Consider the following 23,801-nt stretch of genomic DNA (forward strand, 5'->3'; position numbering starts at 1 on the left):
TCCAGCGAGTTCCGGGCGAATAGGCATCCCCGCGAATTGCGCAAGCGTCCTAACATTCGGTTACGCATGTCCGGGCGCGCCGGGTAAAACTGCGGCTAAACTTGGCGTCTCCCGTTTTCCTACGGATTGCCATGCAGTCATGCCCGTCGCGGCGTGAGTCCGAGGCTGCGCCGTCCAGCGGCGGGCAGCCCGCGACCCATGCAGTCGTTCATCTTGCCACCGCTGAAAGCGCTCGCGCCGCGCAGCCGCGTGTGCGCGCGCCGTTTATGGCGCGGTTCGGCGCCAGGCCCGGTGCATGGATCGTCGCGTTCTGCGTCGCGCTGATCCTCTGCGTCGGCTGGCTGCCCGGGAACGCGCTAGCCGCCGCCGGCGCCGGTACCAGCACGCCGGTCATTCCGGCTTTGCAAAGCCTGATCAACAGCGCAACGGTGGCGCCAGCCGCGGCCGTGGCGGCTTCGGGCGCTTCCGCTGCCGACGCCGCTTCGGCACCGTCGCCCGCAAGCCAGGCCGAACTGGCGCGCTCGCTCGACAGCGTGATCTCCACGCTCGACAACGACCGGCAACGTACCGCGCTCGTCGCCCAACTCAAGAAATTGCGCGAGGTTTCGCAGAACGTCGCCCCGCCTCCGCCGGTGCAACCGAGTCCTGGCTTGCTCGGCGCAATCGCGTCGGGCATTGCGTCGTTCGAATCCGATGTCCATCAAGGCCGCACGCCGGTGCGCTATTGGGGCGGACGCTTCAACGCGGCCGGCAACGAGCTCTACACGATCGTGTCGGGGCAGGGACAGGAGAGCTTCGGCCGCATTCTGCTGACCATGCTCGGCATGCTGATCGGCTGGGGCGCGTGCGCCGGCGCGCTGATCTATCTGCAACACCGGCTGTACCGGCGTTTCGGCATCGTCATGGGACTGCAGCCGAATCCGACCACGCGTGAGTTGCTGATTTTCGCGCTGCGCCGCGTCGGCCCGTGGATCATCGCTTTCGTCGCCGCGCTGCTGTTCGTGCGCGCCATGCCCGATGCGCTCGGCCGCACGCTCGGCATGGTGGTCGCGTATGCGATCGTCGCGGGGGCGGTGTTTTCGGCGATCTGTCTGATCATGTTCTCGCTGTTCGGCTCCGGGCATCGGCGCATCGCCGTGCGTCTGCTGATCGATCATGCGCGGCGAGTGCTGTTCGTGGTCGGCGTGTGCGGCGCGCTGGGCGACGCGGCGGTCAACTACGACGTCGCCCATCAACTCGGCTCGAATCTCGCGGCGCTGATCTCGACGGCGGCGAACATGACGGCCGCTGTGCTAACCGGCTACTTCGCGCTCGCGTTTCGCCGGCCGGTCGCGCATCTGATCCGCAACCGGCCTTACGAGCAGCGCAACGATCACAAGGCCGCGACCGACGCGTTCGACGTGCTCGCCGCGTTGTGGCACGTGCCGGTGCTGGTGCTGGCGACCGCGTCGGTCGTCGCGACTTTAGGCGGGTCGGGTTCCAGCGAAAACGTGTTGCAGATTTCGATCGTCACCGCCGCGTTGCTGGTGCTGGCGTTTTTCCTGTCGGCGATCGTGTTGCGGATGACACGTCCGCGCAGTGCGCGCGCCCGCCGCCGTTCACCTTATCTGACCCGGCTGCTGCGCTTTTCGGGCACGCTGCTGACGCTCTTCATCTGGCTGTTTTTCTTCGAACTGGCGGCGCGGCTGTGGGGGGTGTCGCTGGCGGCGATGGTCGAGGAAAACGTCGCGGCACGCGGCATCGCGCATGCGGTGGTGGCGATCATCGCGACGGTGTTCATCGCTTGGCTGCTGTGGATTCTGGTCGACACCGCGATCACGGAAGCGCTCAATCCGGGCGGCCCGCGCAACAAGGCGCGCGCGCCGAGCATGCGCGCCCGCACGATGCTGCCGCTCGTGCGCAACGTGCTGCTCGTGACGATCATGACGATTGCCGGCATCGTGACGGCCGCCAATCTGGGCATCAACGTGACGCCGCTGCTGGCCGGCGCGGGCGTGATCGGTCTGGCCATCGGGTTTGGCGCGCAGTCGCTCGTGACCGACCTGATCACGGGTCTTTTCATCATTATCGAAGACACGATTTCGGTGGGCGACTGGATCGACGTGGACGGCGGACATGCGGGCACGGTCGAGCATCTGTCGATCCGGACCGTGCGTTTGCGCGACGGCCAGGGAGCGATTCACGCGATTCCTTTCTCGCAGATCAAGATCGTCAAGAACCTGTCGCGCGATTTTGCGTACGCGGTGTTCGAAGTGCGCATGTCGTTTTCGACCGATGTCGATCAGATCACGCAACTGATTCGCGAAGTCGGCGCCGATCTGATGGCCGATTTCCGTTATCGGCGCGAGATGCTGGGGCCGATCGAGGTGTGGGGGCTGGACCGTTTCGATCCGAACTGGATGGTCGTGAAAGGGCAGATCAAGACGCGTCCGTTGCAGCAGTGGAGCGTGGCGCGCGCGTTCAATCTGCGGCTGAAACGCAAGATGGATGAAGCGGGCATCGAGATTCCGGTGCCGCAGATGCGGGTGTATACGTCGTCGAAGGATAGCGAAGGTCAGCCTTTGCAGGACGATGAGATGTCCGGGTTTGTCGCGCAGCATGGTCATGAAGCCGGCCATGCCGACGCGCAAGCCGGAACTGGGGCGGGGGCGGCGGTGCGGGCCGCGCATGCGGCGCATGTGCCGCTCGCCATGGCGCGCGATGTGTCGCATGAACCGAGGCCCGCGCCGCCGCCGACTGGGCAGACCGATCCCGTTCCACCGCAGATTCCTACGGCGGGGGAAGCGGGCGGGAAGAGTTAGACGGGTGTGGGTTCAGTAGGCGGCTTTATCGCCGCTTCTGTGCGTACTGCGTGGGTGGGGAGGCGTGGGTTCGTTGTGCCGGCAAAGAGCGGTGCGCGGCGCGCAATGCCAGTGATGGTGCGTGTTTAATGCTTGAGTGGCTTGAGTGGCTTGAGTGGCTTGAGTGGCTTGAGTGGCTTGAGTGGCTGGGGGCGCGTATCGGTCAGGTATTCGCCCGTCTGCATCGCCTGTTTCTACGCCCGCTTCAGCTTCAGCTTTTGCCTCAAGCCAGTTCCGTCGCTTTAGTCCCTCGAACAACGTCATTCACATGCGTGGCGATCTGCGCACCCGACACACCGTAAATATGCAGCGACACAGCGGGCGCGTCGGAGCGATTCCCCAACTGATGGATACCGCCCCGGCCACCGCGCACAAATGACACCGCTCCGTGTTTGCGCGTCTGGGTACGCGTCGCGCTAGCGCAATGCTGCGTGCTGTTCCATTCGAATATCGTCTCGCTCAGCGCGCCTTCCAGCACCGCATAGCCGCACCACGTGTGATGCCCATGCACCGGACTAGCCTGCTGCGGCTGCCACACGAGGGCGGCGACCGCATAGCGCCCTTGCGGATCGGCGGCGAGCAGGTGGCGCCGGTAAGTGTGCGTCGACCCTTCGCGTTGCGGTGGTGCGAGCAACGCCGGTTCGGCCGCCGCCTGGGCCAGCGCGATGCGCATGCTGCGCGCAAAGAAGGTCGAGTCAGACGGTTCCGGGAAATGTGCGCAGGCGTCGAAGATCGCGTCCAGCGCGTCGCACAGACGCGCGAGCGGCGGGTTTCGGGCGATGTGCGGCTGCGACTGCGGCGGGGTGTCTGCACGGACCGGCGAGGCCGTGTCGGCCGGCGTGCCGGACTGCGGGCGATAAACCGGCAAACGGTTGAAAGAGGGGGCGCGGAGGTCTTCGCTCATGTTCGTTTTGCAGCGTCATCGCTGCCTGGTCGGCTATTTTCGATAGCGATATTTATACCCGTTTGACCGGAGAAAGAGTTTCCATATAATTCCCTTCGGAATCGCAAAAGTAGAATAATTTCCTATAGGGGTGTGAAGATGGGAATGGATATCATCGACCGGAAGCTGCTGGAGTTGCTGCAGGAAGACGCCACCATGCCGATCGCCGAGTTGGCGCAACGGGTGAATCTGTCGCAAACGCCTTGCTGGAAACGGCTCCAGCGCCTGAAAGAGGCGGGCGTGATTCGCGCCCAGGTGGCGCTTTGCGATGCGCGCAAACTGGGCGTGGGGACCACCGTATTCGTCGCGGTACGAACCAATCAGCATACCGAGGACTGGGCCAGAACTTTCACGCTGGCCGTGCAGGCGATCCCGGAGGTGGTGGAGGTCTACCGGATGAGCGGCGAAACGGATTACCTGCTGCGCGTGGTGGTGTCCGACATCGACGATTACGACCGCGTGTACAAGCAGTTGATTGCCGCGGTGCCGCTTTATGACGTGAGTTCCAGTTTCGCCATGGAGCAGATCAAGTATTCGACAGCGTTGCCGGTGCGGCCTACCGCGGTGGCCTAGCAGAATTGACTGTGACAGCGCGGATAGCGTTCGGCGGGCGCGGCATGCCGCCACGCTGCTCGGTGCCGGCCAGTTGCAAGCCGCGTGCAAGCTCGCCAAGCGTAGAATGCCGCGTTCCCCGATACCATCCACGAGTGCTTTGCGAACCGAGCCCGCCTCATGAATAAACCGCCGCGCAAGAAGAACCCGACCTTAGGCGTTGCCATCTTCATCGTGGTTGCGATACTGCTGGTGATTGCGACGATTCTCTACAACGCAATCAGGGAAAAGCACGATTTCGACAGTCAGAACGCGTCGGCGCCGTCCATTGCATCGGGTGCGGCGGCAGCGGCTAGTGTGATGAAGCCGGCGAGCGGCGCGGCTCAGTAAGTCGGATGGCTGGGTCAGCGGGTGCGCGTGTTGGGCACTGATTTGACAGCGCCAGCGGTGTCCCCGAGATCGACGCCGACCACGCCGTCCACCCGCTTGGCCGCCGCAGTTCGCCATTCGTTGTGCTTCAGCCCTCCGGCAGACGGATCACACTGGCATCCTTGCGAATCAAAGCCGACGCGGCCAGCATCTGCTTGCACTGATGCGCGAGCAATTTCATGTCATGCACGGCATCGGCTGAATAGTCGGGCGACTTCTCCGTTTCGACCACCATGGCATCGAGTTCCCGGCTCAGCAGTTTGATCTGCTCGCCTTGATCGGCAGGCGCCGCGGTGCCCACTTCAGCTTCGCTGAGATTGTCCCGAACGGCGCTCAGCGCGCGTTGCAGCGGCTGCAGGGAAACGCTCTCCACCTGCTGTTGCTGCTGGGCTGAAGTGCGCAGCAACGGCGCGGCCGCGGCGATCTGCGAGGCAAGGACGTGGCTGCGCACGAGCAGGCCATTCAGTTCAGGTACGAACTTCTGCGCGGATTTCGGTTCGAGCATCATCCGTTGAAACGCCTGGCCCAGATTGGCAAACGCCACGTGAACGTTTTTGCGCGCAAGGCGATAGCGATAATCGCGATCGAGTGCCGTTGCGGCGGCGGCTGCGGCAGCAGAAGCGCCCGCCGGTGCCCTGGCGGTCACATTGCTAACTGTCGTGGTGCCCGCGCTGGCTTCGGCATCTGCAATCGGCTTGACTTCGCTGACGGTGGCTGTCGCGACAGCATCCGGGCTCGCTTCCCTGTCTACCGCGCCGCCCACGTTGCCACCGACGTTGCCGCTCACGTTGCCGCCGACGGCAGCCATCGCGGGCCTCCCAAATTCGATTGCCGGATCGGCCATCGCCGCCGCAGCAGCACGCGCACCACCTTCGGTTACGGTCGCCACGACCGCTGCGGCCGGCTTGCCGCTCCACCACCAGCTCGCTTCCAGATATTGCCGGGTCGCGCTGATCACGTTGTTGACGAGCTTGCCCATCAGCCGGTATTCCCAGTACGGGAACAGATGGCTCGCGGCAATCGCGATCGCGCAACCGACCACCGTATCGATCGCACGTTCGCCGATGATGCGCATGCTGCCCGGCGCGAGCAGATGAAACAGCAGCAGCACATACGACGACGTGAACACCACACTCGCCGCGTAATTGAACAGCAGCAGGCTGTAGCTCATTACCATCGACGCGAACATCGCCACCATCACGATGTGCGGGTTCTTGACGAGGATGATCAGCGCGATACTGGCCGCGCAGCCGATCAGCGTACCGATGATCCGTTGCCCATTGCGCTGTTTGGTCAGCGAATAACCCGGCTTCAGAATGATGACAGTCGTCATCACGATCCAGTACGCATTCGTGAGCGGCAGCAGGCGGCCGAGCCAGAAGCCCACGGCGACCGCAATCGTCACGCGTAGCGCGTGACGAAAGCTCGGCGAAGCCATGGTGAGGTTCGAGAAGATCTGTCCGAACGGCACGCGTCGGCTCGATACGAAGCGGCTCAGCGCCTTGTCGATCCGCAGTTCGGTTTCGGTCGGGCTCGGGTCGCTCGACAGGCTCTTGCGCATCCTGTCGATCAGACGCGTCGCACTCCAGATGCGTCTGAAGTTCGATGACACCGCTGCATAAGCCTCCGGGCTTTTTGCGGGCAGGTCCTGCTTGCGCATCAGTTCGATCTCGAACTCGATCGCACGTAATTCAGCCTTGACGTTCACGCTCTTGCGCGGCGCGTGATTCTGCAAGACCGCGAGCCCGATTTCTTCGAGGTCTTCGGCGGCCTTGCGAATCAGGTCGCGGTAGAACACCAGCAGATCCGAGCCGCCGAACGTGTTCCGCACCAGCGGGTAATCGGTGTGCGCGCCGACAAACAGTTCGTGCAGATCGACCGTATTGATGAACAGATTGAACAGCATTGCGCGGCGCGGTTCGAGCTTGCCGCGCTTGAGCTTGGGCAGATTGCGCAGCACGATGTCGCGCGCGGCATCCTGGCGCTCCACCGCGGCAATCTGCTTGTCGACCAGATTGCGATAGCACTCGTCCAAATCGTTGTCGAGATCGTAAAACGCGGCGCGCGCGAGCAGATAGTCGGCGCACGCGAACACGCTCTCGGCGAGCGCCTGCTGCTCGATCCGATGCATCATCCAGCGGCTGACGAAGGTCGACCAGTAGGTGTACCAGAGACCGCCCAGCAGAATCCACGATGCGTTGACGAGCGCCTGGATCGGCGTGAAATGCTCCTCCAGCGTCATGATCATCATGAACAGCGTGGCGAAACTGATCTGCGGCCAACGGTTGCCGTACACGACGATCAGCGACAGCACGAACGTGAGCGGCACGACGGTACACCACAGCGCGACCGGATTGACGGTGGCAAGCCCGGTGGCGAGCGCCGACAGGAAACCGATGACCGTGCACGCCAGCATTTCGTTGTGCTTGTACTTGAGCGGCCCGGGCATGTCGACCACACAGGCGCCGAGCGCGCCGGTGGCGATGGTGAAACCGAGTTCGCGATCGTGGAATACGATCAGGCACAAAAGCGCGGGTAACGACACGCCAACTGCGATGCGCAGGCCGCCATAAAAGTACTGGCTGTAAAGGAATTTTCTTATTTCAACCGAATAGCGCATCGACTACCTGAATTCCATTCACTAAGAAAAATGCGGCTGAAGGGTAGACGCAGGGGGCAGACCCAAACTGCCGTCGAGTCTAACGTATTTTGTCTCTGATCTGACCTCGTCCATCTGGCCAGGTTATGCCCTGGGAGCGCGTTTGTTATGCTGTCGCTTCACTGTCTGTGGCGGCTTGCACGTTGCGCTGAAGTGGCGCCCATGTTGCCCCGATACCGCCCGCCCGATCCGGAATCCATGCTCCAGCTCTTCTATTCGAACCGCTACGAAACCCTTGTCGACGCGCTGCTCGACGATCTCGGCGAAGCGCCGTCCGATCCCTGGACCGCGCAGCCCGTGATCGTGCCGAGCGCGGCGGTGCGCCGCCGGCTGGAGCTCGATATCGCCAGGCGTCAGGGCATCTGCGCGAATGTCAATTTTGGTTATCTCGCGCAGTGGCTGTGGGCGCAGATTGGCGGGGTGATCGAAGTGCCGCGGCATTCGCCGTTTGCGCCGGACCGGCTGGTCTGGCGTTGCTACCGGTTGCTCAGTGATGCGGACGAGACGCTTGCGTGGAACGCGTCGCCGCGTCTGCGTACCTATCTGGACGCCGCGGACGCCTCCATGCGCTATGAACTTGCGCGGCGCGTCGCGACCGTGCTCGACCACTATCTGACCTACCGCCCCGAGTGGTTGTTGCAATGGCAGAAAGGCGGTTCGATCTTCGCAAGCGGCGCATTGGACGACACCGGTCCGCGTCTGGTTGGCGCGAGCGATGCCGCCCGCGAAGACGAGCGCTGGCAGGCGGCGCTGTGGCGCGCTGTACTCGCCGAAGTCGCAGGTAATGCGCAAACGCCCGCTGCCGCATTGCCGCCCGCCTACCGCTTCCTGGAAGAGATCGGCACGCTCGATCTCGAAGCCATCTCGAACGCACAGTGGCCGGAAGCCGTCAGCGTGTTTGCGTTGCCGACCATGCCGCCCTTGCACGTCGCGTTGCTGCGCGCGTTGTCGCGCTGGGTCGACGTGCGCCTCTATGTGTTGAACCCGTGTCGCGAGTTCTGGTTCGACGTCGTTAGCGAAGGGCGCGTTCAGGCGCTCGATGCCGCCGGTCAACTCGACTATCAGGAAGTGGGGCATCCGCTGCTTGCAGAATGGGGCCGTCAGACGCAGGCGCAGTTGCATATGCTGCATGAGCTGACCGAGAGCGCCGCGTCGGGAGAGACCGGCGACTTCACGGAAAACCCTGAACCTAGCTGGCTGGCGGCCGTGCAAAATGGCATTCTCGATCTGCGTGCGGAAACCGATACCGATGAGTTCCCGATCGAGCGCGGCATCGAGGTTCACGTCTGCCATAGTCTGTCCCGCCAGCTCGAGGTGCTGCACGACCGGCTGCTGGGCTGGTTCGACGAATTCGACGATCTGCAACCGTCGGACGTGCTGGTCGCCGTGTCCGATCTCGCGGCGGCGGGTCCGTTGATCGATGCCGTATTCGGCACCACGCCGCCAGGCGATTCGCGCCGCATACCTTATCGGATCACCGGTTTGCCGCCGTCGCAGGCCAACCCGGTGGCGCGTCTGCTGCTGGACTGGCTCGCGTTGCCCGAGCGTAGCGTGGGCGCGCCCGATCTGATCGAATGGCTGCGCGTCGACGCGATTGCGGTGCGCTACGGCATCGACGCCAGTTCGCTCGAAGCTGCCCAGGAGTGGCTCGCGGCAGCCGGTGCGAGGCGTGGGTTGGCGCCGGTCGAACCGATCGGCGAGAACGTGCCGATCGCCCGTCATACGTTCGCGGACGCGCTCACGCGTCTGTATCTCGGCTATGCGATGCCCGATGGCGGCGAGCCGGTCGACGCGTGGTTGCCGGTCGAAGGCGCCGACGGCTCGGACGCCGAATTGCTCGGCCGCCTGGCGCGTTTCGTCGACGATATCGACGGCTTCGCGGCGGACTGCGCGATCGAACGAACCCCGGCCGAGTGGTCGCAGCTGTTGCTTGAAACGCTCGGGCAATCTTTCGACGGCGGTGTCGACTTCGCCGATTCGCTCGCCGCCGTGCGCGACGCGATCGACCAGATGGGCGACGCGATGCAGGCGGGCGCGCAAGACGTGCTGCTGCCGGCTGCCGTGGTGCGCGGCGCGCTCACCGAGGCGCTCGACGACCCGGCGCGCGGCGGTGTGCCGTGGGGCAGCGTGACGTTTTCGTCGCTGACCAGTTTGCGCGGCTTGCCGTTCCGGATCGTCTGTCTGCTCGGCATGGACGACGGCGTGCTGCCGAGTCTCGCCCGCGCCGACGAATTCGATCTGATGGCCGCGTTCGGTAAAGCCGGCGACCGGCAGCGCCGCGACGACGAGCGCAATCTGTTCCTCGATCTGGTGCTCGCGGCGCGCGAGCGGCTTTTCATCGCGTACACGGGGCGCAGCATTCGCGATAACGCGCCGTTGCCGCCGGCCGCTCTGGTCGACGAGCTGCTCGATCATCTTGCGCAAGTGTCGGCGGGCGAGGACGCAAGTCCCGCGGAGGTCGACAACGCACGGCATGCGTTCATCGTCGATCACCCGTTGCAGGCGTTTGCGTCGGACTATTTTTCTTCGCAGGGCGAGTTGTTCACCTATAACGCCGATCGCGCCGAACTGGCGACATTGCTGGCCTGGCCGCAGCATGCCACCGTCGCACCGTTCTTCGATCAGCCATTGCCGCCGGAAGACAACTCGCCGGTCGCATTCGACGAATTCGTGCGTTTCTGGCGTCACCCGGCGCGTGCGTTGTTGCGGGATCGGCTGGGCATTGTGCTATCGGACGCGCAAGGCGAATTGCTCGACACTGAGCCATTCGACCTCGATTACAGCGGGCGCGACGCGTTGGCGGATCGCCTTCTCCCCGTGCTGCTCGACACCGATACCGAAGACGACGTCATGTTCGACCGCGTACGCCGGGTCGCCGCAGCCAGTCCCGAGTTGCCGGGCGGCGCGACTGGCGCGGTATGGCGTGCGCGAGAGCTGGGCGCGTTGCGCCAGCTTGCGTCGAGCGTACGCGACGAAGTGGCCTCGGGCGTCGAGCGTCTGCCGTTCGTACTCGACCTCACGCCGCGCTGGCCCGACAGCGCGGATCTCGCGGGTGCGTTGTTCGGCCCACATGACGCAACGCTTCGTGACGCGGCCCGAGCGCCGCTGCAACTGCACGGCACGTTGAATCTGCTGACCGGAACAGGACAAGTGATTTTCCGTTACGCCAAACCCACCGCCCGCGATTATCTGTCCGCGTGGCTCTCGCACCTGATCTATTGCGCCGCACGGCCTGATGGTCCGCGCCGCACGGTGTGGCATGGCAGCGGCGAGAGCTTCGAACTCGCACCGGTTGCCGCACCGCTCGACGAACTGGCGCCGCTCGCTGCATTGTTCAGGGCGGGGCGCCGGTTGCCGCTGCGATTTTTCCCGAAGAGCGCATGGACGCGCGTAAGCGAAAGCGAATCGGCGTCGCAAGGGGTGTGGATCAACGACCGCGTGCGCGGCGAGTCCGACGACCCTGCGTTGCGCATTGCATTACGCGGCACACCGCTCACGCTCGATGAACCGTTCGGCAGTCTTGCATCGATTGTGTTCAAGCCGTTGATCCAGCATCTGCGGAGCGCATCATGAGCGGCGCCGTGCAGAATTACGCGCTGGTCGCCGAAGAACTCGACGTTTTTGCGTGTTCGCTCGACGGCGTCAACCAGATCGAAGCGTCGGCGGGAACCGGCAAGACGTGGAACATTTGCGCGTTGTACGTGCGGTTGTTGCTCGAAAAGAACCTGAACGCCGATCAGATTCTCGTCGTCACCTTCACGAAGGCGGCGACCGCCGAGTTGCACGAGCGCATACGCGGCCGTCTCGCCGAACTGCATCGCGCGATCGACATGGATGACGACGGCGGCGATCCGTTCATTCAGCGGCTCTTTGAAACGACGCTGTCGCCGGAACGTGGCATTGAACGTGACGATGCGTTGAAAGTGGTGCGCCGCGCGTTGCGTACTTTCGACCAGGCCGCGATCCACACGATTCACGCATTCTGTCAGCGTGCGTTGCAGGAAGCGCCGTTCGCCGCCGCCATGCCGTTCGCGTTCGAGATGGAAGCCGACGACGCCGCGTTGCGCTTCGAGATGGCCGCCGATTTCTGGCGTGAGCAGGTGGAGCCGGTCGCTTATGCGCATCCCGCGTTCGCCGCGTGGCTGGTGGCCAGACGCGCGGGTCCCACGTCACTCGACGAGCAACTCGCGCGGCGTCTGAAAAAGCCGTTGGCGTTGTTGCGTTGGGGCGAGCTCGACGCGAGCGGAAGCGGTGCCGATCCGCAAGCCGGTTTCGACGCCGCGTGCTCGCTTTGGCACGCGGAGCGCGACGCGATCGTCAGTCTGCTCGCGCAGGCACAGGAGCGCTTGAGCAAGACCACGCATAAGCCCGATCATGTGAGCGCCGCGATCGCCGCATGGAGCGACTATTTCGCGCAGGGCGATTGCCATGCGCCGCCGCCGAAGGCCGCGCTGAAGTTGACGGTGTCCGCGTTGAAGAAGGCGACCAAGGTCAAGTTCGAACCGCCGGAGCATCCGTTCTTCGAGCACGCTGAAGCGCTGGCCGCCGCCGTGGTGGCCGCCGAGGCCGTCCAGCGGGCACGCTGGCTCGAACTGGTACAAAGCTGGCTCGACTATGCGCCGGCCGAACTGGTGGCGCGCAAGCGTACGCGCCGGGTCGTTTCGTTCGACGATCTGCTGTCCAACCTGTATCGCGCGTTGGCTGCTCATCCATGGCTTGCCGATGCTTTGCGCGCGCGTTATCCGGCCGCGCTGATCGACGAGTTTCAGGATACCGACCCACTGCAATTCGCGATCTTCAGCCGTATTTTTGCGCCTGCGGGTCCGCTGTTCCTGGTCGGCGATCCGAAGCAGGCCATCTACAGTTTCCGCGCGGCGGATCTGCATACCTATCTGGCGGCGCGCGCGGCAGCTTCCGCGTGCTACACGCTGGCCGTCAATCAGCGCTCCACCGCGCCGATCGTCGAAGCCTGCAACCGGCTGTTTGAAGCCAACCCTCAGGCGTTCGTGCTCGAGGGCCTCGACTATCAGCCCGTGCGGGCGGGCGAGCGGCGCAGGGCACCGTTCACCGATCCCGATGCAGGCGCCGGCGATTTCCGTATCTGGACCCTGCCGCAAGGCGATGCCGCGTTGACCAAGCGCGTGGCCCAACGCGAAGCGAGTGAAGCGTGCGCTGCCGAGATCGTGCGGCTGTTGCGCGGCGCGCGCGAGGGTGTCGTGACGATCGGCGACAAGCCGCTCGCGCCAGGCAACATCGCCGTGCTGGTGCAAACGCATAAGCAGGGCAGTCTGATCAAACGCGTGCTGGCCGCGTGGGGTGTCGGCAGCGTGGAACTGGCGCAGGCGTCGGTATTCGCGACGCTCGACGCCGAGCAGATCGAGCGTGTGCTTGCTGCCGTCGACACACCTGGCGATCTGCGCCGTCTGCGCGCCGCGCTCGCCACCGACTGGCTCGGTCTCGACGCCGCTGCGCTGTGGCGTCTCGAACAGGTCGCCGACGCGCCATCATCCGCCGACGACCCTGCGCACGCAGCGGACGCGATGGGCTGGGTCGAACGTTTTTCACGCTACCGCACGCTGTGGCACGAACGCGGTTTCGCCGTGATGTGGCGCACCTTGACGCGTGAGTTGCGGGTTGCGCAGCGGCTCGTCGCCGGCGTGGACGGCGAACGCCGTCTGACCAACGTGAATCATCTGGCCGAACTCGTGCAGGCGCGTGCTGCCACGCAACCCGGCATCGCGCCGACTTTGCGCTGGCTCGCCGCGCAACGCGAGCAGGGCGGCGGTGAAGACGCGCAATTGCGGCTCGAGTCGGATCGCAATCTTGTGCAGATCGTCACCGTTCACAAATCGAAGGGGCTCGAATATGCGGTGGTGTTCTGTCCGTTTCTGAACGACGGCGCATTGCGCGAGCCGCCATCATCGGGCTTGCCCGATGCGCGCGAGTATCACGACGAAGCCGGCGACGCCGTGCTCCATTACGGTTGCGACGACGAGGAGGCCGAACGCGCGTCACGTTACGCATCGCGTGAACAGGCGGCGGAGCGGGCACGGCTCGTGTACGTGGCGCTCACGCGCGCCGTGTACCGCTGCTATCTGGTCGCGGGGACGTACCTGTCGGCGAAGTCCACGAAAGAATCGCGCCGCAGCGTGTTGAACTGGCTGGTAGGCGGTAGTGGCCACAGCTTTGACGACTGGTTGAGCGCGCCGCCGGACGAAGCCGATCTGGCCGCACGCTGGCACGCGCTGGCGGGTGGTCCGGTGACGTTGCAGGCGCTGCCTGCGGCGACGCGTCGAATGCCGCTGGAAAGCCTCGAGGATCACGGCGCGCATAGGCAGGCGCGAGCCAATCGCCGCATGCTGCGTGACCAGTGGCGCATGGCGAGTTTTAGCGGTTTGATCGCGGCCGGCAGTAAAGCCGAGGAGATGCACGCGCCAGCGGAAGACGTGCGGCCCGATCACGATGAAATCGCTGACTCGGTCGCTGCCGTGCCGGTGGCTGCTGCCGCCCAGGCGCCGTCCTATGCCGAAGACGACATTCTCGGTTTTCCGCGCGGCGCTGCCGCGGGCGATTGTCTGCATCGCATGTTCGAGTTGGCGGCATTCGACGATTCGCACACGTGGCCCGATGCGATTCGCGGCGCGCTGCGCGAGCGGCCGGCACCGGCCACACCTGAACTCGCCGCCCGTTTGCCCGCGATGATGCACAACCTGATCGCCGATGTCGTCGGCACCGAACTCATACCCGGCATGACGCTCGCCCAACTCGATCCGCGGCGGCGTTTGAACGAACTCGAGTTTCTGTTCGCCGCGCCGTCGCTCGATTTCCCTGCACTGCGCGAGTTGCTGATCGAACACGGCTATCCCGACGTCGCGCTGGAGCCAGGCGTGTTGCGCGGTTTCGTCAAAGGATTTATCGACATGATCGTCGAGCACGACGGGCGCTTCTGGATTGTCGACTGGAAGTCGAACCATCTCGGCGATACCGCCGCCGACTACGCCGCTGCACCACTCGAAGCGGCGATGGCGAGTCATGCGTATCACCTGCAGGCGCTGCTCTATACGGTCGCGCTGCATCGGTATCTGAAAACACGCGTGCGCGATTATTCGTACGACACGCATATCGGCGGCTATCTGTATCTGTTCGTGCGCGGCGTGCGGCCCGGCTGGCTCGATGTCGATGGCGCTGCTGGCGTGCATCGGCGGCGGCCCGCTTTTGAACTCGTGGCGCTGCTCGATGCGGCAATGATCGGAGGTGCCGCATGAGCACGCTTGAGCACAATGGATCGACGCCGCCGGAGATGGACGATATCGGCATCACGCTGCCCGCGCCGGCCGATTTCAGTATCGCGCTCGCGGAGGGATTCGCCCGCCGTATTGGTGCGCTGGCGCGGCGCGGTGGGGCATCGATCGAGGCGGTGAAATGGGCGGCGCGCGGCGCTTTTGCCGCGAGTCGGGCGACGTCCGAAGGTCACGTGTGCGTGCCGCTTGCCGTGTTGGCGCGGCGCTTCGATGCGTCGACCGGCGAGGCCCGCGCGGCGTTGTTTGCAAGCGGCATGGCCAGCGATGGTTCGCAGAGTGCGGCCGCTTTGCGGCCCCTGGTGCTTGATAAGCAGGGGCGGCTGTATCTGGCGCGGTATTACGACTACGAGCGGCGTCTGGCGCGCGCGCTGGTGGCGCATGCGGGTGAACGGGGCATGCGGGACGATGGTCGTGATGCGGTTGGTGAGGGATCTGATGCTGACACGGTTCCGGAAGCTAACGGCAACGGCGACGGCAACGGCAACGGCAACGGCAACGGCAACGGCAACGGCAACGGCAACGGCAACGGCAACGGCAACGGCAACGGCAACGGCAACGGCAACGGCAACGGCAACGGCAACGGCAATGCCAACGCCAACGCCAACGCCAAAACTCTATCCGACCGTCTGCTGCGCTATTTCGGCCCGCCAAAGGACGACGAAGTCGATTGGCAACGCGTCGCGGCGGTCATGGCGCTGTCGGGACGGCTCACCATCGTCAGCGGCGGCCCCGGCACCGGCAAGACCACCACCGTGGTCGGCGTGCTTGCCTGCCTGCTCGATACCCGCGCCGATCTGCGGATCGCACTCGCGGCACCAACGGGCAAAGCTGCCCAGCGGATGCAGGAGGCGTTGCTCGCACGCGCCGGCGATCTGCCGCCCGAACTCGCCGTGCGTTTGCCGCAGACCTCGTACACCTTGCATCGCCTGCTTGGCTCCGGACCGGGCGGACGATTCCGGCATCACCGTGACAATCCGCTGCCGTACGACGTCGTCGTGATCGACGAGGCATCGATGATCGACGTCGCGATGGCCGCGCATCTGCTCGATGCCATCGCACCGCAGACCCGTCTCGTGATGCTCGGCGACAAGGATCAGCTCGCTGCAGTGGAAGCCGGCGCGGTGTTCGCCGAACTCAGCGCGCGCCCGGCCTTCACGCAGGACGGACTGCAACGGCTCGCAGAAGCGCTCGGGATCGGGCGGGCCCGGCTCGCGCAAGCATTGCCTGGCGTATCGCGGGAGGTCGATGAACCGCCCGCTGATCTTTTTGCCCCGTTTGACGCAGGCCCGGATGACGATTTCCGTCCGCCATCGGAGGCGCTTTTTTCGCAGCCCGATCCGCACGATGCATTCGATCCGCCGCACACCGGCGACCTGTTCGGCGCGGCCGAGCCGTCAGCAGGTGACAGCGCATCGTCCGCGTCCCGCAGTGACGCATTGGCTCCCACTGCGCAGAGTCCGCTCGCCGACTGCGTCGTCTGGCTCGAGCGCAACTACCGGTTCGGTCTCGATTCGCCTATCGGCCGTTTGTCCCTGGCGATTCGCGGCGGCTCGGCCAGCGAGGCGCTCGCGGTTTTACGCATCGATCCGACCGAAGCATGTGCAGCGGCGCTACACGAAGATACGCACGCGACGCTGACCGAGCGCACCATCAACCGACTCGCCGCAGGCTTTGCGCCGTATGCCGACGCGCTGGCATCCGCGCTTGCAATGGACACGCCCGATCCGTTGCCGCTTTTCGATGCGTTGAACCAGTTCCGCATTTTGTGTGCGACGCGCTCCGGGCCGCGCGGTGTCGATCAGGTGAACGCGGCGATGGCGGCGCAGGTGCGGCGTGTCGCAGGTGTGACATTGGCAGTAGGCGCGCAGTGGTTCGCGGGACGCGCGATCATGGTCACGCGTAACGACTACGCACTGGGATTATTCAACGGTGATATCGGTATCGCGCTACCCGGCGCGAGCGGCGCGTTGCGTGTGTATTTCCGGACCGGCGACGGTGGACTGCGAGCGGTATCGCCGGCCGCGCTTCCGCCGCACGATACGGCTTTCGCGTTGACGGTTCACAAATCGCAAGGCTCGGAATTCGAGCATGCGGTGTTGATGCTGCCGTCGGTATTTAGCCGGGTGTTATCGCGCGAGTTGGTGTACACGGCGATTACCCGCGCGCGCGTACGGGTGGAGGTGGTGGGCGCACGCACGGTGTTGGCGCAGGCGATTGCAACGCCGACGCAGCGTGATTCAGGGCTGGCTGCACGGATTGCCGAGGTCTGGCGGCGCGGGGGGTAGTGCGGAACGGAATGGGGTGGCCTGTGCAAGCGGCGTGTGGTGGCGCAAATTCGTGTGCTACTTGGCGTCGGCGTCGGCGTCGGCATCGCGCACCAGCCGCGCGCACCGTCAACCACTCACCCCGCCATCCCGCCCGGGCGCACCTGCGCAGCTGCGCGATTGCTTAGCGTCTTCCGATACCACAGCGTCCAGAGCGCAAGACCGCCGTAAATGCCGTAGCCGATGAACGGCGAGACCACCAGGAACCGCTCGATCGGCCACGTGAGCGCCATCCACGAGCGCAGCGCGGTTTCGGCAGTCAAGCCGATGCCCCACACCAGCGTCATCAGCCGCATCGACGTAGCGAGGGCAGGCCGCTCGCGCCACAGCGCTTCAAAATGTGCGGCGCCGCCTTCCATCTCACGGGCGACCGTTGCGCGTGCAAGATAAAAAATCAGCGGACGGCGCATCGGCAGCGACAGCAGAAACACCACGCCGACCGCACCGGACACCAGCGACTCGCGCAACAGCAGCACGCGCGGACTGCCGCCCAATGCCATTGCCGCGACCGAGAGCACGATGCCCGCGACCACCATCACGCTGAGCGCGTCGATGCGTCGAAAGCGAGCCAGTTCGATCAGACTCCAGACGATCGGCGGCACAGCGGACGCGATCAACGCGCCGGTCTCGCCGAGATGCGGCAGCGTGAACCGGTAAGCGAGCCAGGGCAACAGAAAGTTGACGGCCATTTCCACCACCAAACCCGGGCGCAGTTTCATATGACTTTATGCAGTAAGCGAGAGAACGCAGTATCGATGAACGGATTGAGCCGGTGCAAACGGTTTTTCATCCCGGTCGCATCGTTCGGTACGTCTTTAAAAAAACGGAAACGCATAACCCGTAGCGACCGTTCTTCAACGCGCGTCGCCGGTTACACTCGCGGTTCACAGCCCAAATAGCATCATGACATCCCGTTACCCGATCCCTCCCAACGAAATCGAACTGATCGCAGTGCGCGCGCAAGGAGCGGGCGGTCAGAACGTCAACAAGGTGTCGAGCGCCATCCATCTTCGTTTCGACGTGCACGCATCGTCGCTGCCGGAAGTGTTGAAAATGCGTCTGCTCGCGCTGTCCGATCATCGGCTCACGCGCGAAGGCGTGGTGGTCATCAAGGCACAGGAGCATCGCACGCAGGAGATGAACCGCGCGGCGGCGCTTGCACGGCTCGACGAACTGATCGAAAGCGTCAGCGTGACGCGCAAGCCGCGCGTCGCGACCCGGCCAACGCGCGCGTCGAACCGGCGGCGCCTCGATAGCAAAGCGAAACACAGTGAGATCAAATCCGGCCGCGGCCGGGTGGTCGACTAGGCGGCTAGCGCTTGCCGCGTCCGCGGGGACGCGCTTCCGTGTCCGAAGCGGTTGGCACGAAATCGACGCACAGCACATGCGTGCCGTTGCGGTCGAATGCAAGCGCAGCGGTGTAGCAGTCCTGGCCGTCGGCCAGTGAATAATGCGGGCCCATCATGGCGACGCGTCCCGGTGCGGCGAGCGCGTGCTTGAAATACGCACGCCGTGACCAGTTGCTGCGCGTTTCGGTGTAGAGCGGCGCGAGCCGCAGCGGCGGCGGTGGCACCGAGGCGGCCGTGACGGAAGGCTGGGTTTGCTCGCCTTGTCCGTCGGTGATGAAGACCCGGCGCGCTTCGCGCAAATGCCACACTTTTTGCGCGGCCTGCCGCAGATCGCCGGTGGCCTTGTAGGTGTCCGCCGCGGCCAGCACCGCTTCCGCAAAGCCCTCGAAGCCGAGCCGCTGATGGCCGGCGTGTTCGCGTTCGTAATCGGCGAACTTGCTCCAGATCGATTCGACCAGTGGGGGCACGCGGGCACACGCTGCCTGTATCGACGCTTTCGGCTGACCGAGCCAGAAACCCTGCACGAAATCGACGTCGGCCTTCATCAGGATCATCAGTTCCTCGTCGGTTTCGACGCCTTCGGCGAGTACCAGCGTGCCGGACTGATGGAGCATCGCGATCAGATGGTCGATCATCGAATCGTCACCCTCGCGCTTGCCCGCACGCGCCACCAGCGAGCGGTCGAGTTTGACGATGTCGGGGCGGAAACGCCACACGCGGTCGAAGTTCGAAAAACCGGTGCCGAAGTCGTCGATCGCGATCAGAAAATCACGCGGTTGCGACGCGGCGAGCATGCTGGCGACGGCCGATTCATCGTCGGCGGGTTGCTCCAGCACTTCGATCACGATGCGTTCCTGCGGCAGCCCGAAATGCGCCGACAACTCGTCGATAAACGCACGCTGAGGCCAGCCGGTTTCGAACACCTGCGGGCGCGTATTCAGGAAAAGCCATCCCGTGCTGATGCCTTGTTCCATGAAGTTCGCCACATGCAGGCAGCGTGCGATGCGGTCGAGTTCGCGCGCATCAGCAGCCGAGCGCGTGCCGGAAAAGAGGACTTCGGGCGAGACCGGCAAGCCGACTGGATCGAAGGCGCGCAGCAGCCCTTCATAACCGACCACGCATTGGTGCGTGACCGAAATCACCGGCTGGAACACACTATGCAGCGTCAACGCGCGCCACGTCGCGGTCCAGCCGGACTCGTCCCGTACCAGATGCGGGAGCAGGCCGCTCAGGGTCAATTCGCTGACGGTTGGCATAGGAGCGGAAGTGAGATCATACAAGGGAGCATCGCGGCCGACGGTCGGCGGCTCGCGCAACCCGGCGCAGTGCGCAATGCAAGCACGGTCCACACGTCCGCAGGGCGCAATCGATAAAGCCTGGGAACGCGGAGAACGATGCCAGCCATGCTGGACTCCGGCGGATTGGTCAAACCAGTCTAGCAGTTTGCAATTCGCGTGAATGTGCGGGTTATCACAGACTGGCGACGGGGAAGTCTGCCATGCCAGCGAGTCGCTAAGCCCGGCCTGAACAGACTTTGACGGCACGGCGCACTGGCGTTCGACGCGCCTGTTTCAAACAGAACCCGGGCGCTGATTTCGATCGGTTGCCTGCCTGAAATGAGCGTAACAGGGTGGTAAGCGGCCACCCGCCAAACTCCAGGCAACCACGGTGCTTACGCGTCACTCAGATTTTCCTGACGTGATTCGAGCGTTCTTGGGGATCAGATTGGATGCGGGTCCGACAACCTGGGCGGGCGGTTTGCGAGGTCCGGCAGCACGTTTGGCGACCGGCAGGTATGCTGCTGCTTTTTACGAATTTTCAGGTAAAGGAGACAGGCATGTCGGAAATCGCAGTGGTCGCAATTTCGGTGGCGAAGCCGGGCTATGAAGAGCAACTGCGTGAGGCGCTCGAAGGCATCGTTGGGCCGACGCGCAACGAGCAGGGCGCGCTTCAGTACGATCTGCACCGCGATCTGCAGGAGCCGCGCCGTTTCGTGTTTGTCGAGCGTTGGGAAAGTAAGGAAGCGCTGGCCGCGCATGCAAAATCCGCGCATCTGGAGGCTTACCGGAAGGCTTCGGCGGACTGGATCGAACACTCGGAAATTCGCGTTGTGTCGAAGATCGCTTGAGTGGCTTAAGTCGCTTAAGCCGTGTCGGTCGCGTTGGTCTCGTCAGTGAGATAGCGCGCTCCGGTATCACATAGAAGTACGCGAGCCCATAAGGCAACGACGGCGAGCGAGCCACGAGACCGGATCGGTCTGCGCGGCTCGCTCGCCGTCGTTTTTTGCAGATGCTACTGCGAGCGTTCTAGTGAGTCGCTTGCGGTACGTCGAGGATCAGGATGATGGTCCAGTCCGCATCGCCGTCGTGGTGATACTGCCGTTCCGCGACGATAAACGGTTGCTGCTTGCCATCCGGGCCGAGAAACAGCACGTCGCCTTCCATCGGCAGGCATTCGACGGGCGGCAGCGCAAGAAACGCTTCCTGGCCGCCACGCGGCATCAGTTTTTCAATTTTGCGGGATGCTGCTTCCGTCCATTCGATATCTAGCTGGATGTTGCTCATGCTGTCCTCCGCACCAGGGTGCGCACGGGTTAGGGGATTCCGGCTGGGTGCCGGTCGGTGCGCGACTTTAGCATACCGAAAGCCGGGCGCCTCAGGCCTCGCTCGAGCTGGTCGGACGTGCGTAGCGAGGGCAGCTGGACTGCGCGACAGATCGCCTGAACCTTGCCGATCGCTGCCGTCGACGCTTAGGCGCCGGCCTGAGTTCAGCGCGAGGATCCATCAAACAGCAAAAAAGCCGAAGCGGGCGATGCCGGCTTCGGCTTTTCACCTTCGGGACATGGCCACGAAGTGAAGCTGGTCGCGGCCCTCTATAGAGGGTGCTCCACGGCACACTTACTGCGCATCAGGCTTCTTGTGATGATGCATCGGCTTGTGGTGCTTGTCCGACATGGGTGCCGTACTCATTGATTGCTGGCGGTTTTGCAAATCTTGCGCGCGTTGTTCGATGTCTGCGGCTTTCGCCGGGTCGTTACTCATCGTAATGCCGTTGTCTTGCGCATATGCCGCACCCGCTACAGCACTGAGAGAAACCAGGATCGCCAGGGACACTTTCTTCATCGCTACCTCCGCAGAGTGGTTGTGGACCCGAGTATTGCCTGTCCTGTCGGAAAGACAATGCATTCTAGTCAGCAATATCCGCTCCCGCAGATGGATTTGTAACTGCAATCACAATCTGTTACATCTCGCAATGCCAATGCGGCATTGCCCAAATTGATTAATCGAATTGCGCCCGATTCACATGCATGTCACGGCGGTGCGTTTTTCTTAGAGCATTCGCATGGCTAAATAACGTTCTCCGGCGTCATTCCATTCTCAAAACCACCCAAGCGCGCGATAGACGTGGAATTGCGCAATTCCAATCAGTTCATGCAATGCAATCTCCGCACTTTTCAGATTTTCAAAGCGCGGCAGTACGCCCAGTTCGGCGCGGCGAGCGCTGGAGATCAACGGCTGTGGCGCGAGGCCGAAGCGGTGGAAGTCGAGCAGCGCGCGGGGCATGTGATACGCGGACGTGACCAGGATCAACGTGTCGTAATGGGACTGGCTGAGAATGGTCGACACATTGCGCGCATTTTCATACGTCGTGAGACTGCTGTCTTCGAGCACGATGTCCGCGCGAGCAACTTTCTGACGCAGTAGATAGGGCAGATAGGTTTCCGCTTCGGTCGCTGGGTGCCGTTGCGGATTGCCGCCACTCACGATCACCTGGCAAGTGGCCTCGGTCCGTTTGCACTCGACGTAATTCTCCGCGCTAGCTGAAATGCGGACGAGCACGTCGCGAGGCGGCACGAGCACGTGGTTGGCGTCGTAAATCGTGCCGCCACCCAACAGAATGATCGCGGTACGCGGCGCAAACGTTGTCGGCATCACGTTTTGCCGATGCGGTTGTGCCAGATCGAGCAAAGGTGCCGTCAACCAGCCGGCCGCAAGCAGCCAGAACAGGATCACGGTACCAAGGAGGAGGGGGCGACGAGCGCGTTTCCATCGCACGATTGCTGCAAAAAAAAGCGCTAATAAAGTGAATAGAATCAATTTAAATGGGGTAACGTATGTCTTTCGGGACGAATCTACGGGCTTGCTATCGCGCCGCAGCGGTTGCATCGTCGGCACGTAGGTAGAACGCTAACATGCCGTTCAAACGGGGGTTCCGAAACCGAGACCAGGCAACACCTGGTGGAATTCGGCTGCGAGAGGCAGCCAGCTTCCAGCCAAGGCGGGTGCTACGCGCGTCACTGGTGGCGCGGTGACGTGTTGGGCATAGATGTGTCATAGCTGCACTTTAAGAAAGAAGTGAGATGACCACGTATTCCAACGAAGCGGTACTTGAAGCGCTGCGGCGGGCGCAATATCGCCAGGTTCCATGGGCCAGAAGGCCGGGCGTTTTTCAATATCTTCGCGCATTAGGTCTGATGGACACCGTTCGGCAGCGCACTGTCGCACCGGCGCCGGGCTTCCATGCACCGGTCGACATCGCTGTGCTCACAGATCGGGGCCGGGCCGAGTTTGCACGGCTCGCGCACGACGAACGTTTGCTCAGTTGGACCGCGCAGCGAATGAACGACTACGTTCTGGCTCAGGCAGAAACGAGGCCCGCTGCGGCGCTTGAGGCTCGACCTTAGGGCTGCCTGGAGTCTTCAGGCAGACCTGGGCTATTTCCCAGCCGCATCGGCGGCTGGCGAAGATTCTTTTCTCCGGCGATCAAGCCTATAGAACGGCATGCCGGCGCTAGCATGCCGGCGCTAAACGCGCCAGCGGTTCTTTTGCGCAAAAAAAAGCCCGTATCACGAGGATACGGGCATACCGGAATTACTACTGCCACGCTGTGCTAATGGCATTAAATGAGACTGGTACCACACGCGGTGGTTCCCTGATTATTCGACTTGCTCGCCGAACCCTCGTTCAATGACGTTGTACCGATTAAAAATCTGTTGGAACGTCGGCAAATCAATAGCGGGATTGATGCCTACCGTCGCCGCATTGAATCTTCCCGCGGCGCGTCAGGACGTGCCCGCACATTACTGGCGATATCGCCGCGCAAATCTCCACGCGGTGCAGGTGGTGTGAAATCGCGGCTTTGCGTCTGGCTTTGCTGCCACGATTCAAGACTGGCCGTGCGGTCCGGCCGCCAGTTCCATGCCTGTTGACGCTCCTGTGCAAGCGCCGGTGCGGCCATTGATGAAATCACAATGCCGCACAGAAGCAGTGACATTGGTTTCATGCTGCGCTCCCGTCAAGCCGATCGACTCAAGGCCTGTTTGCATACGTATAAAGGTATGCCGAACGGCGAAAGCACGCTGTAAGTAATAGTAAATGGATGTTTCATCCGCAGTAGAACGCGC

Annotated in this window: 17 protein-coding genes; 9 read left to right on the forward strand and 8 right to left on the reverse strand. The window is 63.5% G+C overall.

All coding sequences use genetic code 11. The annotated features are described in order from the left end of the window. The first annotated feature begins 131 nt into the window (after positions 1-131). A complete protein-coding gene (locus tag LMG28727_RS00770) occupies positions 132-2,801 on the forward strand; it encodes a mechanosensitive ion channel family protein (RefSeq protein WP_201640416.1) in 2,670 nt (889 codons plus the stop codon). A 262-nt stretch (positions 2,802-3,063) separates the two neighbouring features. Here LMG28727_RS00770 and LMG28727_RS00775 read toward each other — a convergent pair whose 3' ends face one another. Next, entirely contained in the window at positions 3,064-3,744 is a 681-nt protein-coding gene (locus LMG28727_RS00775) for a cysteine dioxygenase family protein (protein ID WP_201640417.1), read from the reverse strand. Between the two features lie 138 nt (positions 3,745-3,882). Here LMG28727_RS00775 and LMG28727_RS00780 point away from each other — a divergent pair, with 138 nt between their 5' ends. Both LMG28727_RS00780 and LMG28727_RS00785 read left to right on the forward strand, forming a co-directional pair. Further along, complete coding sequence (locus LMG28727_RS00780; protein WP_201640418.1) at positions 3,883-4,356, forward strand: Lrp/AsnC family transcriptional regulator; 474 nt, start codon at positions 3,883-3,885, stop codon at positions 4,354-4,356. A gap of 159 nt (positions 4,357-4,515) precedes the next feature. Then, positions 4,516-4,725 carry a hypothetical protein gene (locus LMG28727_RS00785; RefSeq protein WP_201640419.1) on the forward strand — a complete coding sequence of 70 codons (210 nt, stop codon included), beginning with the start codon at positions 4,516-4,518 and terminating at the stop codon, positions 4,723-4,725. 127 nt (positions 4,726-4,852) lie between these two features. On the opposite strand, the gene LMG28727_RS00790 is transcribed toward LMG28727_RS00785, so the two are convergent. Beyond that, positions 4,853-7,384 carry an FUSC family protein gene (locus tag LMG28727_RS00790; RefSeq protein WP_201640420.1) on the reverse strand — a complete coding sequence of 844 codons (2,532 nt, stop codon included), beginning with the start codon at positions 7,382-7,384 and terminating at the stop codon, positions 4,853-4,855. Positions 7,385-7,621: 237 nt separating this feature from the next. On the opposite strand from LMG28727_RS00790, the gene recC reads away from it, so the two are divergent. From recC to LMG28727_RS00805, 3 genes are read left to right on the forward strand one after another with little or no spacing between them, the layout of a single operon-like run. After that, a complete protein-coding gene (gene recC / locus LMG28727_RS00795; RefSeq protein WP_201640421.1) occupies positions 7,622-10,996 on the forward strand; it encodes an exodeoxyribonuclease V subunit gamma in 3,375 nt (1,124 codons plus the stop codon). Then, the gene (gene recB, locus LMG28727_RS00800; RefSeq protein ID WP_201640422.1) at positions 10,993-14,688 is read left to right on the forward strand and encodes an exodeoxyribonuclease V subunit beta; all 3,696 of its coding nucleotides are present in this window, start codon (positions 10,993-10,995) and stop codon (positions 14,686-14,688) included. The genes recC and recB overlap by 4 nt, the downstream gene beginning before the upstream one ends. Further along, a complete protein-coding gene (locus LMG28727_RS00805) occupies positions 14,685-17,009 on the forward strand; it encodes an AAA family ATPase (RefSeq protein ID WP_201640423.1) in 2,325 nt (774 codons plus the stop codon). The genes recB and LMG28727_RS00805 overlap by 4 nt, the downstream gene beginning before the upstream one ends. 116 nt (positions 17,010-17,125) lie before the next feature. On the opposite strand, the gene LMG28727_RS00810 is transcribed toward LMG28727_RS00805, so the two are convergent. After that, complete coding sequence (locus LMG28727_RS00810; protein ID WP_201640424.1) at positions 17,126-17,767, reverse strand: VC0807 family protein; 642 nt, start codon at positions 17,765-17,767, stop codon at positions 17,126-17,128. 184 nt (positions 17,768-17,951) lie between these two features. On the opposite strand from LMG28727_RS00810, the gene arfB reads away from it, so the two are divergent. Next, entirely contained in the window at positions 17,952-18,356 is a 405-nt protein-coding gene (gene arfB / locus LMG28727_RS00815) for an alternative ribosome rescue aminoacyl-tRNA hydrolase ArfB (protein ID WP_201640425.1), read from the forward strand. A gap of 4 nt (positions 18,357-18,360) precedes the next feature. Here arfB and LMG28727_RS00820 read toward each other — a convergent pair whose 3' ends face one another. Continuing rightward, positions 18,361-19,653, reverse strand: coding sequence for an EAL domain-containing protein (locus tag LMG28727_RS00820; protein ID WP_201640803.1), 1,293 nt, complete (start codon positions 19,651-19,653; stop codon positions 18,361-18,363). Positions 19,654-20,234: 581 nt separating this feature from the next. On the opposite strand from LMG28727_RS00820, the gene LMG28727_RS00825 reads away from it, so the two are divergent. Continuing rightward, the gene (locus LMG28727_RS00825; protein ID WP_201640426.1) at positions 20,235-20,525 is read left to right on the forward strand and encodes a putative quinol monooxygenase; all 291 of its coding nucleotides are present in this window, start codon (positions 20,235-20,237) and stop codon (positions 20,523-20,525) included. A 178-nt stretch (positions 20,526-20,703) separates the two neighbouring features. Here LMG28727_RS00825 and LMG28727_RS00830 read toward each other — a convergent pair whose 3' ends face one another. The 3 genes from LMG28727_RS00830 to LMG28727_RS00840 form a co-directional block, all read right to left on the reverse strand. Continuing rightward, on the reverse strand, positions 20,704-20,961 hold the full coding sequence (locus LMG28727_RS00830) for a hypothetical protein (protein WP_007182306.1): 258 nt from the start codon (positions 20,959-20,961) through the stop codon (positions 20,704-20,706). 333 nt (positions 20,962-21,294) lie between these two features. Then, the gene (locus LMG28727_RS00835; protein WP_201640427.1) at positions 21,295-21,519 is read right to left on the reverse strand and encodes a hypothetical protein; all 225 of its coding nucleotides are present in this window, start codon (positions 21,517-21,519) and stop codon (positions 21,295-21,297) included. A 255-nt stretch (positions 21,520-21,774) separates the two neighbouring features. Further along, positions 21,775-22,494 (reverse strand): YdcF family protein, encoded by a 720-nt coding sequence (locus LMG28727_RS00840; RefSeq protein WP_236591550.1) that lies wholly within the window; start codon positions 22,492-22,494, stop codon positions 21,775-21,777. 263 nt (positions 22,495-22,757) lie between these two features. On the opposite strand from LMG28727_RS00840, the gene LMG28727_RS00845 reads away from it, so the two are divergent. Beyond that, complete coding sequence (locus tag LMG28727_RS00845) at positions 22,758-23,081, forward strand: hypothetical protein (protein WP_201640429.1); 324 nt, start codon at positions 22,758-22,760, stop codon at positions 23,079-23,081. Between the two features lie 344 nt (positions 23,082-23,425). Here the strand turns inward: LMG28727_RS00845 and LMG28727_RS00850 are convergent, their stop codons facing one another. Continuing rightward, on the reverse strand, positions 23,426-23,680 hold the full coding sequence (locus LMG28727_RS00850; protein ID WP_201640430.1) for a hypothetical protein: 255 nt from the start codon (positions 23,678-23,680) through the stop codon (positions 23,426-23,428). Between the last annotated feature and the right edge of the window lie 121 nt (positions 23,681-23,801).

This window comes from Paraburkholderia metrosideri (genome assembly GCF_904848625.1).
GTDB classification, from domain to species: Bacteria; Pseudomonadota; Gammaproteobacteria; order Burkholderiales; family Burkholderiaceae; genus Paraburkholderia; species Paraburkholderia metrosideri.